9 protein-coding genes are annotated in these 19,006 nt (G+C 74.6%); all 9 read left to right on the top strand.

The features are described from left to right. Nucleotide 1 precedes the first annotated feature (1 nt). Nucleotides 2-766: a cobalt ECF transporter T component CbiQ gene (gene cbiQ, locus ACNJ93_RS12785; RefSeq protein ID WP_418957520.1), complete on the top strand. Its 765-nt coding sequence runs from the start codon at nt 2-4 to the stop codon at nt 764-766. Further along, entirely contained in the window at nt 763-1,512 is a 750-nt protein-coding gene (locus ACNJ93_RS12780) for an energy-coupling factor ABC transporter ATP-binding protein (RefSeq protein ID WP_418957519.1), read from the top strand. Before cbiQ ends, ACNJ93_RS12780 begins: the two co-directional genes overlap by 4 nt. An 80-nt stretch (nt 1,513-1,592) precedes the next feature. Next, a complete protein-coding gene (locus ACNJ93_RS12775; protein WP_418957518.1) occupies nt 1,593-2,756 on the top strand; it encodes a serine hydrolase domain-containing protein in 1,164 nt (387 codons plus the stop codon). A gap of 143 nt (nt 2,757-2,899) precedes the next feature. Then, nucleotides 2,900-3,703 (top strand): SDR family NAD(P)-dependent oxidoreductase, encoded by an 804-nt coding sequence (locus ACNJ93_RS12770; RefSeq protein WP_418957517.1) that lies wholly within the window; start codon nt 2,900-2,902, stop codon nt 3,701-3,703. A 316-nt stretch (nt 3,704-4,019) separates the two neighbouring features. Next, entirely contained in the window at nt 4,020-4,874 is an 855-nt protein-coding gene (locus tag ACNJ93_RS12765) for a sterol desaturase family protein (RefSeq protein WP_418957516.1), read from the top strand. 60 nt (nt 4,875-4,934) lie between these two features. Next, the gene (locus tag ACNJ93_RS12760) at nt 4,935-14,348 is read left to right on the top strand and encodes an amino acid adenylation domain-containing protein (protein WP_418957515.1); all 9,414 of its coding nucleotides are present in this window, start codon (nt 4,935-4,937) and stop codon (nt 14,346-14,348) included. Further along, a complete protein-coding gene (locus ACNJ93_RS12755) occupies nt 14,338-16,008 on the top strand; it encodes a phytoene desaturase family protein (RefSeq protein WP_418957514.1) in 1,671 nt (556 codons plus the stop codon). The genes ACNJ93_RS12760 and ACNJ93_RS12755 overlap by 11 nt, the downstream gene beginning before the upstream one ends. Then, nucleotides 16,005-17,708: a phytoene desaturase family protein gene (locus ACNJ93_RS12750; RefSeq protein WP_418957513.1), complete on the top strand. Its 1,704-nt coding sequence runs from the start codon at nt 16,005-16,007 to the stop codon at nt 17,706-17,708. The genes ACNJ93_RS12755 and ACNJ93_RS12750 overlap by 4 nt, the downstream gene beginning before the upstream one ends. Next, the gene (locus tag ACNJ93_RS12745; RefSeq protein ID WP_418957512.1) at nt 17,705-18,940 is read left to right on the top strand and encodes a cytochrome P450; all 1,236 of its coding nucleotides are present in this window, start codon (nt 17,705-17,707) and stop codon (nt 18,938-18,940) included. The genes ACNJ93_RS12750 and ACNJ93_RS12745 overlap by 4 nt, the downstream gene beginning before the upstream one ends. Nucleotides 18,941-19,006: the final 66 nt, after the last annotated feature.

Here is a 19,006-nt window from a genome sequence, read left to right as displayed (position 1 = left end):
CATGGGCGCGGGCCACGCCCACAAGCTCTACCGGCACGCGCACTCGCCGGTCCACGCGCTGCCCCCGCACACCAAGCTCGTCGCCGTCCTGGGCTTCGTGGTGGTCGTGGTCTCCACGCCCCGCGAGGCCGTCTGGGCCTTCGCCGCGTACGCCGTGCTGCTCGCCGCCGTCGCGGCGGCGGCCCGCGTCCCGGCCGGGTTCCTGCTGCGCCGGCTCGTGATCGAGGTGCCGTTCGTGGCCTTCGCGTTCCTCATGCCGTTCGTCGTGCCCGGCGAGCAGACGGCCGTCCTCGGCGTCGACCTCTCCGTGCCCGGACTGTGGGGCGCGTGGAACGTGCTCGCCAAGGGCACCCTCGGCGTCGCCGCCTCCGTGCTGCTCGCCGCCACCACCGAACTGCGCGCGCTCCTCCTCGGCCTGCAGCGGCTCAGGCTCCCGCCGCTGCTCGTCCAGATCGCCTCGTTCATGATCCGCTACGGCGACGTGATCGCCGACGAGCTCCGCCGGATGTCGATCGCCCGCCGCTCCCGCGGCTTCGAGGCGCGCGGCGTACGCCACTGGGGCGTGCTCGCCAAGACCGCGGGCGCGCTGTTCATCCGCTCCTACGAGCGTGGCGAACGCGTCCACCTCGCCATGGTCAGCCGCGGCTACACCGGCACGATGCCGGTGCTCGACGAGGCGACCGCCACCCGCGCCCAGTGGGCCCGCGCCGCCGCGCTGCCCGCCGCCGCCCTGCTCGTCTGCCTGTTGGGATGGACCACCGCATGACCCCCTCGCTCGACGTACGCGGCCTCGCGTACGCGTACCCCGACGGCCACCAGGCCCTGTTCGGCGTCGACCTGACCGTCGGCCGCGGCGAACGCGTCGCGCTGCTCGGCCCCAACGGCGCCGGCAAGACCACCCTCGTGCTCCATCTCAACGGCATCCTCACCGGCGGCGCGGGCTCCGTGACCGTGGCCGGACTGCCGGTCGCGAAGCGGAACCTGGCCGAGATCCGCCGCCGCGTCGGCATCGTCTTCCAGGACCCGGACGACCAGCTGTTCATGCCGACCGTCCGCGAGGACGTGGCCTTCGGTCCGGCCTCCGCCGGACTGCGGGGCGCGGAACTGGACGCCGTGGTGCGGCGCGCCCTGGAGCGCGTCGGCATGGCCGAGTACGCCGACCGGCCCCCGCACCACCTGTCCTTCGGACAGCGCCGCCGGGTCGCCGTCGCCACCGTGCTCGCCATGGAGCCCGAGATCCTCGTCCTCGACGAGCCGTCCTCCAACCTCGACCCGGCCTCCCGCCGCGAACTCGCCGACATCCTGCGGTCCCTGGACGTCACCGTCCTCATGGTCACCCACGACCTGCCGTACGCCCTGGAGCTCTGCCCGCGCTCGGTCATCCTCAGCGAGGGCGTCATCGCCGCCGACGGCCGCACGCAGGACGTGCTCTGCGACGACGCGCTGATGCGCCGGCACCGCCTGGAGCTGCCCTTCGGCTTCGACCCGAGGTCCGTGACCCTGCCCTCCTGACCGCCGCGGCGACCCCGGAATCGGACCTCGCGCGCCCGCGTTGCACCATGGGAGCGCACGTACGAGAGGGAGAGTGGGACGTGGACGTCCTGGGCACGGTGGCGGCCGGATACGGGCCGGTCAGGGACGCGTTCCTGCGGAACTTCCAGGAGCGCGGCGAGCGCGGCGCGGCGCTCGCCGTGTACCGCGACGGCGTCAAGGTCGTCGACCTGTGGGCCGGCACCCGCGACGCCCACGGCAGCGACGCGCCCTGGGCCCTGGACACCGCGCAGATCGTCCGCTCCGCCACCAAGGGCGTCGCCGCCGCCGTGCCGCTGCTGCTGCACCAGCGCGGCCAGCTGGACCTGGACGCCCCCGTCGGCGCGTACTGGCCCGAGTTCAAGGCCGCCGGCAAGGACCGGGTCACCGTCCGCCAGCTCCTGGCGCACCGCGCCGGAGTGCCGGTGCTCGACCGGCCGCTCACGCTGGAGGAGGCCGTCGACCGCGAGACCGCGTTCGCGGCCGTCGCCGCGCAGGCTCCCGCCTGGGAGCCCGGCACCGCGCACGGCTACCACCCGCACACCTTCAGCTGGCTCGTCGGCGGCCTGGTCCACCGGGTCACCGGGCGCACCATCGGCCGCTGGATCGCCGAGGAGATCGCCCGCCCCCTGGGCCTGGACCTGTGGGTCGGCCTCCCGGACGAGGAGGCCCACCGGGTCGGCCGGCTCGGCCCCGTCGAGGAGATCGAACCCGCCGACAGCGGCGCGCTCCGGCTGCGCCCCAAGCGCGCCGTCACCGCCGCCTACGAGGACCCCGCCTCGCTCACCCGCCGGGCCTTCGGCGTCATCCACCCCAAGCCCGACGAGAACAACCCCCTCTACCGGGCCGCCGAACTCCCCGGCTCCGCCGGCGTCGCCACCGCGCGCGCCCTGGCCCGCTTCTACGCCTCGGCCATCGGCCCGGTCGACGGCCGCCGGCTCTTCGCCCCCGCGACGGTCACCCTGGCGCGCACGGAGGAGTCCGCGGGGCCCGACCGGGTGCTCGTCGTCGGCACCCGCTTCGGCCTCGGCTACATGCTGCACGGCGCGGCCTCCCCGCTGCTCGGCCCCGGCTCGTTCGGGCACCCGGGACGCGGCGGCTCGCTGGGCTTCGCGGACCCGGAGAGCGGTGTCGCCTTCGGCTACGTCACCAACGGGATGCGCAAGACCGTCACCGCCGACCCGCGGGCCCAGGCCCTGGTCCGCGCGGTGCGGTCGGTGCTGTGACGGCCGAGCGGGTGCGTGGCCGCCGCCGGGTGCTGTGACGGTGGATCGTCCGGGACCGCCGTCGGGTGCTGTGACGGTGGATCGGGTGCGTGGCCGCTGTCGGGTGCTGTGACGGACGGAGTCCTGACGGTACGTTCGATGCCGTGACGGAGCTGACGGAGCCGACGGATCTGACGGGACGTTTCCAGGGACACACCGCACTCATCACCGGCGCGGCGCGCGGGATCGGCGCGGCCACCGCCCGGCGGCTGGCCGCCGAGGGCGCGGCCGTGCTCGTCGCCGACGTGGACGGCGAGGCCGCCGAGGCGACCGCGGCCGGCATCCCCCGCGCGGTCGCGCTGCCCTGCGACGTCGGCGACCGGCGTTCGGTGGAGGCGGCCGTCGCGTACGCGGCCGAGCACCACGGCGGCCTGGACGTCCTGGTCAACAACGCGCTGGCGCGGGTCGTCCCGGCCGACGGGCCCTTCGAGGACGAGCCGGACGACCCCTGGACGCAGAACCTCGCCGTCACGCTGATGGGCGCGGTGCGCTGCGCGCGGGCCGCGCTGCCGCTGCTCGCCGCCTCCGGACGCGGCGCGATCGTCAACATCGGCTCGGTCAACGCCGAGCAGGACTTCGGCGGCCACGCCTACAGCGCCGCCAAGGCCGGACTGGGCTCCTTCACCCGGACCCTCGCCGGCGAGGCGGCGCCGCGCGGCGTCCGCGTCAACCAGATCAACCCCGGCACCGTCGCCACCCGCGCCTGGGAGGGACGCGAGGACGAACTCGAGGCGCTGGGGCGCAGGGTGTACCCGCTGGGCCGGGTCGGCCGCCCCGAGGACATCGCCGCCGCCGTCGCCTTCCTCGCCTCCGCCGACGCCGCGTGGATCACCGGGACCACCCTCCGTGTCGACGGGGGACTACTCGCCGTGAACACCGGCTTCCGGCTGGCGCGCGAAGAGCGCTGAGGGCGCGGGGCCGCGCGCCCCCGCGCGGCGCGCGCGGCAGGGCGGCCCGGTGCCGAATCGATCCGGCGCGGCATCCTCCGTTTCAGGCCCCCACCTGGCCCGATGACACGGCTTCAATCGCCGTTGGCGAGAACTCACCGCGTGCGCCCCGGGGGTGTGTGGATCACGCGGGCGGCGCTCACGACACCGCGCGCCCCCTGATCCCTATTGCTGTGCGTAGTCGCCCAATTTCATACTGTCATCAAGCTCCCCGGCGCCGGCGCGCGCCAGGGGAGCGCTCCCACGTGCCCGCTCCCCTGCGACGAGGAGGACCGCCATGCCCCGGCCCACGGGACGCGACCTGCTGGCCGTCACCGTCCAGCCCGTCCTGCTGCTCGCCGTCGGCACGGTCCACGCGCTCATCGAGACGCGGGGCTGGGATCCCGGGCAGACGATCTTCCTGTTCCAGTTCGCGGTGCTCGGCTACCTGGTCCTCCTGGAGCACCTCATCCCGTACGACCCGAGCTGGCGGCCCGACCGCCGCGAATGGCGCTGGTACGGCGCGTACTTCGTGCTCACCGTCCTCGGCGGCGCCGCGGGGCAGAACGTGGTGCTCCTCGCGGCCGCGGCGGTCGCCCGGCCCCGGCCGGCGCTGCCGCTGTGGGCGGAGATACCCCTGGCCCTGCTCGTCGGCTCGCTGGCGAGCTACGCGGTGCACCGCGCCGGACACACCTACGCCTGGATGTGGCGGCTGCACGGCGTGCACCACGTGCCCGCCAAGGTCAACGTCGCCAACAACGGGGTCAACCACGTCGCCGACGTCGTCCTCTCCCAGGGCTTCGTCCAACTCGCCCTGGCGCTGGCCGGGTTCTCCGAGCGGGCGGTGCTCGCCGTGGGCCTGTTCACCGTCGCCCAGGGGTACTTCGTGCACGCCGACATCAGAGTCCGGCTCGGGGTGCTGAACCATGTGCTCGCGGGGCCCCAGCAGCACCGGCTGCACCACAGCACCGACCTCTCCGAGGCCGGCCACTACGGCTCCGAACTGGCCCTGTGGGACAAGCTGTTCGGCAGCTTCACCTGGCGGCCCGGACGCGCCCCTCAGGCCGTCGGGCTGACCGAGCCCCACGCCTTCCCCGCCACCGGCCGGATCCTCGCCACCCTCGCCTCCCCGTGGCGGCGCACCGCCGGCTGACCGGCCGCCCGCCGCCCGCTCTCCTTCTCTTTCCTCCTGTCGCGATGCAAGGGACCGCTGATGCCCGAACACGCCCCTGACCACCCCACCGAGCTCACCGAGAAGATCGCCCTGATCGGCATCGGCTGCCGCTTCCCCGGCGGCGCCGACGACCACCGCACCTTCTGGCGCAACCTCGTCGAGGGCAGGGACTGCATCACCGACACCCCGCCCGACCGGTACGACGCCGCCGGCCTCGGCTCCCGTGACCCGTCCAAGCCCGGCCGGCTCGTCGGCGGGCGCGGCGGATACATCGACGGCGTCGACGAGTTCGACCCGGAGTTCTTCGGGATCAGCCCCCGCGAGGCGCACGCGATGGACCCCCAGCAGCGCAAGCTCCTGGAGGTCGCCTGGGAGGCCCTGGAGGACGGCGGACAGAAGCCGGCCGAACTCGCCGGGCGCGACGTCGGGGTGTTCGTCGGCGCGTTCACGCTCGACTACAAGATCCTGCAGTTCTCCGACCTGCGCTTCGACACCCTCGGCGCGCACACCGCCACCGGCACGATGATGACGATGGTGTCGAACCGGATCTCGCACTGCTTCGACTTCCGCGGCCCCAGCCTCTCCGTCGACTCCGCCTGCAGCTCCTCCCTCGTCGCCGTCCACCTCGCCTGCGAGAGCCTGCGCAGCGGCGAGAGCTCCCTCGCCCTCGCCGGCGGCACCCTGCTCCACCTCGCCCCGCAGTACACGATCGCCGAGACCAAGGGCGGCTTCCTCTCCCCAAGGGGCCGCTCCCGCACCTTCGACGCCGACGCCGATGGGTACGTGCGCGCCGAGGGCGTCGGGATCGTCGTCCTCAAGCGGCTCTCCGACGCGCTGCGCGACGGCGACCCCGTGCACGCCGTGATCACCGCCACCGGCGTCAACCAGGACGGCCGCACCAACGGCATCACCGTGCCCAGCGCGGACGCCCAGGTCGCGCTGATCGAGCAGGTCTGCGCGCGGGCCGGGATCGCCCCCGGCGACCTGCAGTACGTGGAGGCGCACGGCACGTCCACCCCCGTCGGCGACCCCGTGGAGGCCGGCGCCCTGGCCCGCGCGCTCGCCACCGGACGCCGCCCCGGCGACGTCTGCTACGTCGGCTCGGTCAAGACGAACATCGGGCACACCGAGTCCGCCGCCGGCATCGCCGGGCTCGTCAAGACCGCCCTCAGCCTCGAACACGGCCTGATCCCGCCGCACATCAACCTGGAGCGCGTCAACCCCGCGATCGACCTGGACGCCGCTCCGTTCCGCATCCCCGACCGCCCCACCCCCTGGCCGGAGCACGAGGGACCGGCCCGTGCCGGCGTCAACGCCTTCGGCTTCGGCGGAACCAACGCCCACGTCCTCCTCGAAGCCACGCCCCGGCGGACGGAGCGGCCGGCCGCCGGCAGGCAGCGGCCCCCGCACTCCGTGCTCCCGCTCAGCGCCCACGACTCCGCCGTGCTCCCCGGGCACGCCGCCGCCGTCCGCGCCGAACTGGCCGCGCCGCACCCGGCGGACCCCGACGACCTGGCGTACACCTACGCCCACCGCCGCCAGCACCACGAGGCCCGCCTCGCCGTCGTGTACGGGACGGCCGCCGACCTCGACGAGGCGCTGGCCGCCCACGCCCGCGGCGAGGACCACCCGCGCGTGGTGCGCGGCCACGCCCGCGAAGCACAGCGCCCCGCCTGGGTGTTCACCGGCATGGGCCCGCAATGGTGGGGCATGGGCCGCGAACTGTTCGCCACCCGGCCCGTGTACCGGCAGGCCGTCGAGGCCGTCGACCGCGAGATCGCCGCCCAGGCCGGCTGGTCCCTCGTCGAGGAGCTGAACGCCCCGGCCGAGCGGTCCCGGATGGCGCAGACCTGGCTCTCCCAGCCCGCCAACTTCGCCGTCCAAGTGGGGCTCGCCGCGCTCTGGCGGTCCCACGGCGTCGAGCCGTCGGCCGTCGTCGGCCACAGCACCGGCGAGGTCGCCGCCTTCCACGCGGCCGGTGTGTACGACCTCGCCGACGCCGTGCGGATCGTGCTGTGCCGCAGCCGCCTGCAGCACCGGCTCGCCGGCACCGGCGGGATGCTCGCCGTCGGACTGCCCGAGGACGAGGCGGTGCGCCGGGCCGCGCCGTACGGGAAGCTGATCTCCGTCGCCGCCGTCAACAGCCCCGGCACCGTCACCCTCGCCGGGGACGAGGCGGCGCTCGGCGCGTACGCCGAGGGCCTGCGCGTCGACGGCGTGTTCGTGAAGTTCCTCGACGTCGAAGTGCCGTACCACAGCGCGGCCATGGACGCGATCGAGGAGGAGCTGCGCGCCGGGCTCGCCGGCCTCCGGCCGCGCCCCGCCCGGCTGCCGCTGTACCTGACCGGCCGCGAGGGCCGCGGCGAGGGGCCCGAGCTGGACGCCGGGTACTGGTGGCGCAACGTCCGCGACACCGTGCGGTTCCGCGCCGCCGTCGACGCGATGGCCGCCGACGGGCACCGCCTCTTCCTGGAGCTCGGCCCGCACCCGGTGCTCGGGCACTCCGTCCGCGAATGCGTGGAGGCCGCGGGCGGCGGGCCCGTCGTCACCCTGCCGTCGATCCGGCGCGGCGAGGACGAGTCGCTGCGCTACACCACCTCCCTCGCCGCCCTCCACACCCTCGGCGTCCCCGTCGACTGGGGCGTGCTGCAGCCGCGCGGCCGGATCGTGCCGCTGCCCCGCCACCCGTGGAAGCGTGACCGGTACTGGACCGAACCCGAGCCGGTCGCCCGGGTCCGGCTCGGGCGGGTGGACCACCCGCTGCTCGGCCGCCGCCTGGAAACCGCCGAGCCCGTCTGGGAGGCCGCGCTCGACGCCGAGTCCGCGCCGTACCTGGCCGACCACCGCATCCAGGGGCGGACGCTGTTCCCCGCGGCCGGCTACGTCGAGATGGCCACCCAGGCGGTACGGGCGCTGACCGGGGCGAACGAGGTCGTGCTCGGCGACATCGAGCTGCGCAGGGCGCTGTTCCTGCCCGACGACGCGCCCCGTACGGTGCAGCTGTCGCTCTCCGAGCAGGACGCCGCGTTCACCGTCGCCTCGGCGGGCCCCGACGGGCCGGTGGTGCACGCCCGCGGCGTGGTCCGCGGCGGCCCCGGCGGCGCGCCCGGCACTCTGCCCGGGCGGCGCGGCCGGCGCCTCGACGCGGACGCCTGCTACGCGGCCCTCGCCGCCCGCGGCTACCACTACGGGCCGGCCTTCCGGGGCATCGCCGAGGTGTGGCGGTCCGACGGCGAGGCCCTCGCCCTGATCCGCCCGCCCGCAGCGCTCGACGGCGACGCGGCCGGCCACCAGCTGCACCCGGCCCTCCTCGACGCCTGCTTCCAGGCGCTGCTGGTCGCGGGACTGCCCCCGGACGACGAGACCGGCACGGGCACCCTGCTGCCCCTGTCGATCGACGAGGTCCGCACCTGCCCGGTCGGCGACCGGCCGCTGTGGGCGCACGCCACGGTCACCCGGCGCGCGGACGACGAACTCGTCGGCGACCTCGCCCTTTACACGGAGGACGGCCGCTGCGTCGGCCGGGTGCGCGGATTCCGCGCCGCCGACGTCGAGCAGGCCGGCGCGGCCGTCGGCCTCGCCACCATCGACGGCTGGCTCGCCGAACTCGCCTGGACCGAGGTCCCGTACGAGGACGAGGACGAGGAGGGCGCCGGGGCCGAGGCGGCGGAGCCGGGCCACTGGCTGCTGTTAGCCGACCGCCCCGGCGGCACGGCGGACGCCCTCGCCGACCTGGTCACCGCCCGGGGCGGCCGCTGCCACCTGGTACGGCCCGGGGAGGCGTACGCCCTCGACGCGGACGGCCGGGACAGTCGCGTCGTCCCCGGCGACAGCGCCCAACTGGCCCGGCTGCTCGCCGGGGTGACCGCCGACCGGCCGCTCGACGCGATCGTCCACCTGTGGAACCTCGACCTGCCCGCCCTGGACGCCACCTCCCGCGACCGGCTCGACGCCCACGCCGACCTCGGCGCGTACTCCCTCGTCGCCCTCGCCCGCGCCCTCCAGGACGACCCGGCCCAGCAGACCCGCCCCGCCGTCCTGCACGTGGTCACCCGCGGTGCCCAGGCCACCGCCCCCGGCGCCCCGGCCGAGCCGCTGGGCGCCCCCGCCTGGGGCGTCACCCGCGTCCTGCGCCACCAGGAACTCACCGCCCACCCCGGCCGGCTGATCGACCTCGACCCCGAACCCGGCCAGGACGAGGCCGCCGCGCTGCTCCGCGAGCTGCTCGTGCCCTGCGACGGCACACAGGACGAGGTCGCCCTGCGCGGCGGGCGGCGGCTCGTCAGCCGGCTCGTCCGGCCCGAGGGGCTGACCCGGCCGCTGGCGCCGCGGCTCCGCGCCGACGGGGCGTACCTCGTCACCGGGGCGTTCGGCGCGCTCGGCCGGCTGCTGTGCCGGGCGCTCGTCCGGCGCGGCGCCCGGCACCTGATCCTCGTCGGCCGGACCGGGCTGCCGGACCGGGCCACCTGGCGGGCCCTCGACCCGGACGCGCCGGCGAGCTCCGGAGCGCGGTTCGTCAAGGAGCTGGAGGCCCTCGGGGCGCACCCCGTGCACGCCGCGCTCGACATCGCCGACGAGGCGGCCCTCGCCGACTGGCTCGCCGGGCGCCGGGCCCAGGACGCCCCGCCCGTACGCGGCGTGTTCCATCTCGCCGGGCAGGTCCGGGACACCCCCGTACGCGCCATGGACCGCGCGGCCTTCGACGCCGCCTTCACCCCGAAGGCCGCCGGCGCCTGGCTGCTGCACCGCCTCCTGCGCGACGAACCCCTCGACCACTTCGTGCTGTTCGCCTCCGTCGGCTCCCTGCTCACCACCGCCGGCCAGACCAACTACGCCGCCGGCAACGCCTTCCTCGACGCCCTCGCCCACCACCGCCGGGCCCGCGGCCTGCCCGCGCTCAGCCTCGACTGGGGCCCCTGGGCGACCGGCATGATCGAGGAGCTCAGCCTGGTCGAGCACTACCGCACGGTCCGCGGCATGACCTCGCTGACCCCCGCCGCCGGCACGGCCGTCCTGGAGCGGGTCCTCGGCCAGGACCGCGCCCAGCTGCTGATCGCCACGATCAGCGACTGGAAGGCGTTCCTCGCCTGGTATCCGACCGCGCCCCCGCTGGTCGCCTCCCTCGCCGCCGAGGCCGCCCGCGCCGCCGCGGCCGGGGCGGACGGCGGCGAGGGCGCCGACGAGCCCGCCGCGTACCTGGCCCGGTTCCGCGCCGCCGCCGACGAGGAGGAGCGCGCCGCGCTGGTCGCCGCCCGGTTCACCGGGCCCGCCGCGTCCGTGCTGCGGGTCGCGGAGGACCGGATCGACCCCGGCACCGGCCTCGGCGCCCTCGGCCTGGACTCGCTGCTCGCGATGGAGCTGCGGGCCCGCGTCCAGGCGGCCACGGGCGTCGCCCTGCCGGTCGTGGCCCTGCTCAGCGGCGCGCCCGTGCGCGAGCTGATCGCCCAGCTGCACGAGGCCACCGAGGCCCTCGCGGCCGGCGCGTCCGGCCCCGGGGCACAGGTCGACGTCGAGGTGCACGAGGACCCCGACCGGTACCCGCTCACGCAGAACCAGAAGGCGCTGTGGTTCCTCAAGCAGCTCAACCCCGACGGCCACGCGTACAACATCGGCGGCGCGGTCGAGGTCCGCACCGCCCTGGAGCCGGAGCTGATGGCCGCCGCGGTCCGCGTGCTCGTCGACCGCCACCCGGTGCTGCGCGCCAACGTCGTCCTGGAGGACGGCCGGCCCGTCCAGCGGATCTCGGCCGGCCGGGAGCCCGACTTCGCGGTGTTCGACGTCGAGGGCCTGGAGTGGGAGGAGATCCGCGAGCTGATCGTCGCCGAGTACCGCAGGCCGTACGACCTCGCCGAGGACCCGCTGATGCGGTTCCGGCTGTTCCGGCGCGGCACCGACCGATGGGTGATCATGAAGGCCGTCCACCACATCGTCTCGGACGCCGTCTCCACGTTCACGTTCATCGAGGAACTCCTCGCCGTCTACGAGGGCCTGCGGGCCGGCCGCCCCGTCGGACTGCCGCCGGTTCCCGCCCGGTACCTCGACTTCCTCAACCGGCAGAACCGCTTCCTGGCGTCCCCGGAGGCCGACCGGATGCTGGAGTACTGGCGCGGCGCCCTGCCCGCCGAGCTGCCGCCGCTGGCCCTGCCCACCGACCGGCCGCGCCCGGCCGTGCAGACCCACAACGGCGCCTCGGAGTTCTTCGTCCTCGACGAGGAGCTGAGCGCCCGGGTGCACGCCCTGGCCCGCGCCCACGACGTCACCGTGTTCATGGTGCTGCTCGCCGCCTACCACCTGCTGCTGCACCGGCACTCCGGGCAGGACGACATCGTCGTCGGCAGCCCCGTCACCGGCCGCACCGACGAGGAACTGGCCTCCGTCTACGGCTACTTCGTCAACCCGCTGCCCCTGTACGCCGACCTGTCCGGCGACCCGACCGTCGCCGAGCTGCTCGACCGGGTCCGGCGGACCGTGCTCGGCGGGCTCGACCACCAGGAGTACCCGTTCGTGCTCCTCGTCGAGAAGCTGGGCCTGCCGCACGACCCGAGCCGCTCCGCGGTCTTCCAGGCGATGTTCATCCTGCTCGCCCACAAGGTGTCCTCGGAGCGGTACGGCTACCACCTCGACTACATCGAACTTCCCGAGGAGGAGGGCCAGTTCGACCTGACGCTGTCGGCGTACGAGGACGAGTCCGAGCACCGCTTCCACTGCGTCATGAAGTACAACACCGACCTGTTCGAGCCCCGGACCGTGCGGCGGTTCGCCCGCCACTACACGGCCCTGCTCGACGCCCTCACGCGCGCCGACGGCGCCGCGCCGGTCGCCGGGCTCGACATGCTCGGCGCGGACGAGCGGCGCGCCATCCTGCACGGCCCCGCCGCGCGCGGCCCCGTCGTCGCCCAGGACCGCCCGGCGCACGCGCTGTTCGCCGAGGCGGCCGCCCGCACCCCGGACGCGGTCGCGGTCACCGTCCCCGGCGCCGCGGCCCGCCACGTCACGTACGGGGAGCTGGACCGTGCCTCCGCGGCGCTCGCGGCCCGGCTGCGGGCCGGCGGCACGGGCCCCGGCGACGTCGTCGCGGTCTGCCTGCCGAAATCGCCGGAGCTGGTCGTGGCGCTCCTCGCGGTCTGGCGCGCCGGCGCCGCGTACCTGCCCCTGGACCCGGAGCACCCGGCGGACCGGCTGGCGTACATGGCCGGCAACGCGGGCGCGGGCCTGGTCGTCACCGACGCGGCGGGACGCGGGAAGCTGGCGGACCTGCGCGCGGAGTTCGTCACGGACGTCTCCCTCGACGCGCATGGGGACGCCCCGGCGGCCGGCGCCCCCTCGGCCGACGCGCCCCACGCCCCGGACGCCCCTTGCGACCCCGACGCCCTCGCCTACGTCATCCACACCTCCGGCTCCACCGGCCGCCCCAAGGCCGTCCGGATCGCCCACCGCTCCCTCGCCGCCCTGTACGGGGCCTGGCGGGAGGTGTACGGCCTGGACACCGACCCCGGCACACACCTGCAGATGGCCGCGGTCTCCTTCGACGTCTTCACCGGGGACCTCGTCCGCGCCCTGAGCTCCGGCGGCCGACTCGTGCTCGCCGACCGGGACCTGCTGCTCGACACTCCCCGCCTGTACGAGGCCATGACCGCCGAGGGCGTCGACTGCGCCGAGTTCGTGCCCGCCGTCGCCCGCACGCTCATCCGGCACTGCGAGGAGGACGGCCGCCGCCTCGACTTCATGCGACTGCTGATCGTCGGCTCCGACACCTGGAAGGTCGCCGAGTACGAGCGGCTGCGCCGCCTCGCCGGACCGCACACCCGCGTGGTCAACTCGTACGGACTGACCGAGGCCACCATCGACAGCGCCTGCTTCGAGGGCCCCGTCGACGGCCTCGACCCGAACGCCGCCGTCCCCATCGGCACCCCGCTGCCCAACTGCGTGCTGCACGTCCTCGACGCCCACCGGCGGCCCGTCCCGCCCGGCGTCGTCGGTGAGCTGTGGGCCGGCGGGCCCGGCCTCGCCCTCGGCTACGCGGGCGACCCGGAGCAGACCGCCGAGCGGTTCGTCGAGCTGACCCTCGACGACCGGCCCGGCGCCGCGCCCGAGCGGCTCTACCGCACCGGCGACCTGGCCCGCCGCGACGACCGCGGCCGCCTCCACCTCCTCGGCCGCGCCGACGCGCAGATCAAGCTGCGCGGCCACCGCATCGAGCCCGGCGAGATCGAGGCCCTGCTCGCCTCCGCCCCCGGCGTCGCCGACGCGTACGTCACCGTCCGCACCGGCACCGGGGGAGAGCCGGCGCTCTGCGGCTACGTCGTCGCCGACGACGGCGCCCGCCCCGACCCCCGGGCGCTGCGCCGCCACCTCGCCACCCAGCTGCCCACGTACCTGATCCCCGCCCGGCTGACCGTGCTCGACGCGCTGCCGCTCACCCCGAACGGCAAGGTCGACCCGGCCGCCCTGCCCGCGCCGGCCGACGAGCCCGCCGCCGACGAGGAGCACGAACCGCCCGTCACGCTCTACGAGGAGCGGGTCGCCGCCCACTGGAAGGCCGTCCTCGGCGTCGAGCGGATCGGCCTGCGCTCCGACTTCTTCGCCGCCGGAGGCAGCTCCATCACCCTCATCGAGCTGATCCACCTCCTGCAGAAGGAGTTCGGCATCGCCCTGCCGGTGGGCCTGCTGTTCAAGGTGACCACGCTGCACGGCATGGCCCGCACGGTCGAGGACGTCGTCACCGGCCGCACCGAGGGCGCCCTGTCCCACCTCACGTTCAACTCCGGAGCGCCGACCCCGCTGTTCTGCTTCCCGCCGGCCGGCGGCCACGGCCTGGTGTACCGGCACTTCGCGGCCCGCCTGCCCGAGTACGAGCTGCACGCCTTCAACCACGTCGACGGCGACAAGGCCCTGCGCTACGCCGACCTCGTCGAACGGCTCCGCCCCGAGGGCCCGTGCCTCCTGCTCGGCTACTCCCTCGGCGGGAACCTCGCGTTCGAGGTCGCCAAGGAGCTGGAGCGGCGCGGCCGGCGCGTCCCGCACGTCGTGATCCTGGACTCGTACCGGATCACCGAGACGTACGGGCTCGCCTCCGAGCACATCGAGGCCTTCGAGCACGAGCTGCGCGACCACCTGCGCCGCCACACCCGCTCGGAGACCGTCACCGAACAGACCCTCGCGCAGGCCAGGGACTACCTGGAGTACTGCGGCCGCACCCCGAACCACGGCACGGTCGACGCCGCCGTCACCGTCATCTCCGACGAGGCGAAGGCCGAGCTGTACGGGGCCGGGCAGCGCGGCAGCTGGCACGCCGCCTCCACGACCGCCGCGCGGCTGGTCCGCGGCCGGGGGCTGCACGCGGAGATGCTCGACGAGAAACCCGCCGAGCGGAATGCGGCCCTGGTCCGGATCGCGCTCGACGGCGACACCGGCCACCTCGCCGGCGCGGGGGGTGCGGCGCATGTCGCGTGAGCACCGCCCCGTCTGGGAGCGGCGGCCCGGGCGCGCCCCGGGCGAGCCGCCGCGGGTGATCGTCGTCGGCGCGGGCATCGGCGGCCTGTCCACGGGCGCGTACGCGCAGATGAGCGGCGCCGAGACCCGGATCTTCGAGCGGCACGTGCTGCCCGGCGGCTGCTGCACGGCCTGGTCCCGGCAGGACTACGTCTTCGACTACTGCATCGAGTGGCTCACCGGCACCGGGCGGAACAACGACGCCGCCCGGCTGTGGCGGGAGCTGGGCGCGCTCGACGGCAAGACCGTCGCCCACTTCGAGATGTTCAACACCGTCACGGACGAGACGGGCCGCTCGGTCACCTTCTACAACGATCCCGACCGCCTCGAAGCGCACCTGCTGGAGCTGTCCCCGGCCGACGCCCGCCCGATCCGGGCGTTCTGCCGGGACCTGCGGCGCTTCATCGGCATCAACCTGTACCCGTTTCTCACCCCGCCGCCGCTGCAGTCCCCGCGCGAGAAGCTGCGGACGCTGCGGGCCGTGCTGCCGTCGTTCGTCACCTTGTGGCGGACGGCCGCGACCCGGATGGAGACGTTCTGCGCCCGGTTCCAGGATCCGCTGCTGCGGCGCGCCTTCCCGTTCATCTTCTTCCAGGACCACGAGGTCTTCCCGCTGCTGCCGTACCTGTTCAACATGGCCAGCGCCTACCACCACAACGCCGGCTTCCCGCAAGGCGGTTCGCTGGGCCTGGCCCGCTCGGTGGAGGAGCGGTACCTCGGTCTCGGCGGGCGGATCGACTACCGGTCCCGGGTGGAGCGCGTCCTCGTGGAGGACGACCGCGCGGTCGGCGTGGAACTGCGCGGCGGGGAACGGCACTACGCCGACCACGTGGTCTCCGCCTGCGACGGCGCGACGACCCTGCAGGGCCTTCTCGGCGGCCGGTACGCGAGCCCGCGCACCGACCGGCTGTTCACGGAGCTGGCCGAGGAGCCGGACCAGCTCTACCCGGGCGTGGTCTCCGCGTTCGTCGGCCTGAAGGACGAACTCGACCCGGCCGCCCGGCACAGCACCACGTACCTGCTCTCCGAGGCGGACGCCCGGGCGCTGCCCGGGTGCATGCAGAACAGCCTGGTCGTGCAGCTGCGTTCGCGCTACTCCGACGGCTTCGCCCCGCCGGGCAAGTCGGTGGTCCACTGCACGTACTTCTCGGACTACGCCTCCTGGAAGCAGCTGCGGCGCACCGACCGCAAGGCGTACTGGGCGCGCAAGCAGGAGGTCGCGGACTTCGTCCGCGGCTTCCTGGAGCGGCACCACCCGGGGATCGGGCGGGCGATCGAGGTGGTCGACGTGGCCTCGCCGACGACCACCGAGCGGTACACGGGGGTGCGCGGCGGCAGCATCCTCGGCTGGAAGTCCTTCACCCCCGCCGACGACGTGATCACCGGCCTGATCAACAAGGACCGGCTGCGACTGCCCGGCCTGGACGGCTTCACGCTGGCCGGCCAGTGGTTCGGCGGCGGCAGCCTGATCCGGGCCGCGGCGAGCGGCCGGTTCGCCGTCCAGTACCTGTGCCGGGACCTGGGGCTGGAGTTCCGGGCCTGGGAGAGCGGTGGGACCGAGCCGTGGCATCCGGGGAAGCTGGGGCGGCTGCCGCAGCTGGAGAAGCGGAGGGTGACATGAGGCGGGCGCGGGCGCGCGGCCCGCGCCGCAGGTCCATGATCATCGTCGGGGGCGGTCTCGGCGGCCTGTCCACCGGCGCGTACGCCCGGATGAACGGCTACCGCACCCACGTCTTCGAGATGCACGAGCTCCCCGGCGGCTGCTGCACCGGCTGGGACCGCGGCGACTTCACCTTCGACGCCTGCATCAGCTGGCTCCTCGGCAACGGACCCGGCAACGAGATGCACCGCATCTGGCTCGAACTCGGGGCGCTGCAGGGCAAGGAGATGCGGCACTTCGACGTCTTCAACACGATCCGCGGCCGGGACGGCCGGGTCGTCCACTTCTACTGCGACCCGGACCGCCTGGAGGCGCACCTCCTGGACCTGTCCCCGGCCGACGCCCGCGCGATCCGCTCCTTCTGCGCTGGTCTGCGGCGGTTCGTCACCGTGCTGCCCAGGTACCCGTTCCTGAAGCCGGTGGCGCTGATGTCGAGGCGCGAGAGGTGGCGGATGCTGGCCGGGTTCGTCCCGTACTTCAACCTCTTCCGCACGTCGATGTCGGTCCTGATGCGCGACTACTCCGCCCGCTTCCAGGACCCGCTGCTGCGGGAGGCGTTCAACTACATCCTGTACGAGAAGCAGCCCAACTTCCCGGTGCTGCCGTTCTACTTCCAGATGGCCGCTCAGCACCTGCGCACGGCCGGCGTGCCCGAGGGCGGTTCGCTGGGCCTGGCCACGTCGATCGAGCAGCGCTACCTGCGGCTGGGCGGTGACATCACGTACAACGCCATGGTCGAGGAAATCCTCGTCAAGGACGACCGGGCCGTCGGAGTCCGGCTCTCCGACGGCAGCGAGCACCACGCCGACGTCGTCGTCTCCGCCTGCGACGGCCCGACGACGTTCCTGAAGCTGCTGGACGGCCGCTACCTGGAGGGCGGGTACGAGAAGCTGTACCGGCGGACCCTGCACGAACCCGGCATGGTCTTCCCCGGCTACGTCAGCGTCTTCCTCGGCCTGCGCCGCCCGTACCCCGACGCCGTGCCGACCACGACGCACCTGCTGGACGAGGTGACGGCGTCCCGGCTCACCGGCCTGAAGCACCCCAGCTTGAACGTCCAGTTCCGCAGCCGCCACTACCCCGAGCTGTCCCCCCGCGGCACCAGCGTCGTCTACGCCACGTACTACTCCGACACCGCCCCCTGGCGAGACCTCGCCGAGGGCCCGGACCGCCTGACCCGGCAGCGGCGCGGCACGGAGCTGCACACGCTGCCGGTGAAGCGCGGCAAGGCGTACACGCTGGCGAAACGGGGGGTGAGGGACGCGGTCGTGGACTTCCTGGAGGAGCTCCACCCGGGCCTGCGGGCCTCCATCGCGGTCAAGGACGTCGCCACCCCCCTGACCCAGATCCGCTACACCGGCAGCTGGGAGGGCACGTTCCTCGGCTGGCAGCCCTTCGTGGAGAGCGGCGAGGCGATGGAGGAACTGGTCAAGAAGCACGGCCCGGTGCTGCCCGGCCTGGAGAACTTCTACCTCTCCGGGGTGTGGGCCACCACCGGCGGCCTGATCCGCGCGGCGGCGGCGGGCCGGCAGGTCATGCAGTTCATCTGCCGCGACGACGGCATCGACTTCCGGGCCGAGATCGACACGAGCGCGCCGCCGCCGACGCACGTGGACATCGCGGTCGGCCCGTACGCACGAGAGGAACCGGGACAGCAATGACGACGCAGCAACGCCAGGCGGAGCGGGCACAGGACCCACGGCATCAGGACCCCCTGCCCTACCCCTTCTGGACGAAGGAGGGCCTGGGGCTCCCGGAGGACTACCGCCCCCTGCACGGCCGCCCGCCGGTCCGGGTCCGCCTGCCGTACGGCGACGAGGCGTGGCTCGCGACCCGGTACGAGGACGTCCGCGCGGTCCTTTCGGACCCCCGCTTCAGCCTGGCCGAGGCGGTCCGGCGCGACCAGCCGCGGATCGGCCCGATGCCGCGGGCCGGCGGCGGCCTGATCGCGCTCGACGCCCCGGACCACACGCGGCTGCGGTCGCTGCTGGCCAGGGAGTTCACGGCCCGCCGGATCGAGCGTCTGCGGGAGCGGGTGCGGGAGGTCGCGGACGCCCTGCTGGACGCGATGGAGGTGACGGGGCCCCCGGCGGACCTGGTGGAGTCCCTGGCGTTTCCCCTCCCCATGACCCTGATCTGCGAACTGGTCGGCGTCCCGCAGGAGGACCGCCCGGCGGTCCGCGCCTGGGCGGACACGGTGTGCTCGGGGACGGTGACGCCGGAGGCGCTGAGCAAGCGGGCGGCGGACTTCTTCGGCCGCATGGAGGGCTGGATCGAGGCCCGTCGCGAGGAACCGCGGAAGGACCTCCTCACCGTCCTGACGAAGGGCGTCCCGGACGAGGAGGAACTGACCGGCCTCCTCAACGAACTGCTCATCGGCGGCTTCGTCACCACGACCAACCAGATCGCGAACTTCTTCGCGGTCCTGCTGCTCCCGGGCGACACGGCGGCGGACGGCGCGCGGATCCTGCGGGCCGTGCGCGAGGACCCGGCCCGCGTCCCCAGGGCGGTGGAGGAACTCCTGCGCTACGTCCCGCTCCTGAACGGCCTGACCCTGCCGAGGTACGCGCGGGAGGACGTGGACCTGGGCGGCGTCCTGGTCAGGGCCGGCGAGCCGGTCGTCGTCTCCCAGGCTGCCGCCAACCACGACCCCGACGCCTTCCCCTCCCCGCACCGCCTCCTCCTCGACCGCCCCGGCACCCCCCACATCAGCTTCGGCCACGGCATCCACTACTGCCTCGGCGCCCACCTGGCCCGCCTCGAACTCCAAGTCACCCTCGAACGCACCACAACCCGCCTCCCACGCCTCCGCCTGGCGGTCCCGGAGAGCGAACTCCAGTGGCGCGACCGGGAGTTCTTCACCGGCCTGAGAAAACTCCCGGTGGAATGGTGACCCCCGGCCTCACCACTTGTCCCGCTCGTACGGCGTAGGCAACGCCTCCAGCGCCCCGGCGGCCCG

The organism is Streptomyces tritici, assembly GCF_048500665.1.
Classification (GTDB): domain Bacteria; phylum Actinomycetota; class Actinomycetes; order Streptomycetales; family Streptomycetaceae; genus Streptomyces; species Streptomyces tritici.
This window is presented reverse-complemented; position numbering and strand designations above follow the sequence as displayed.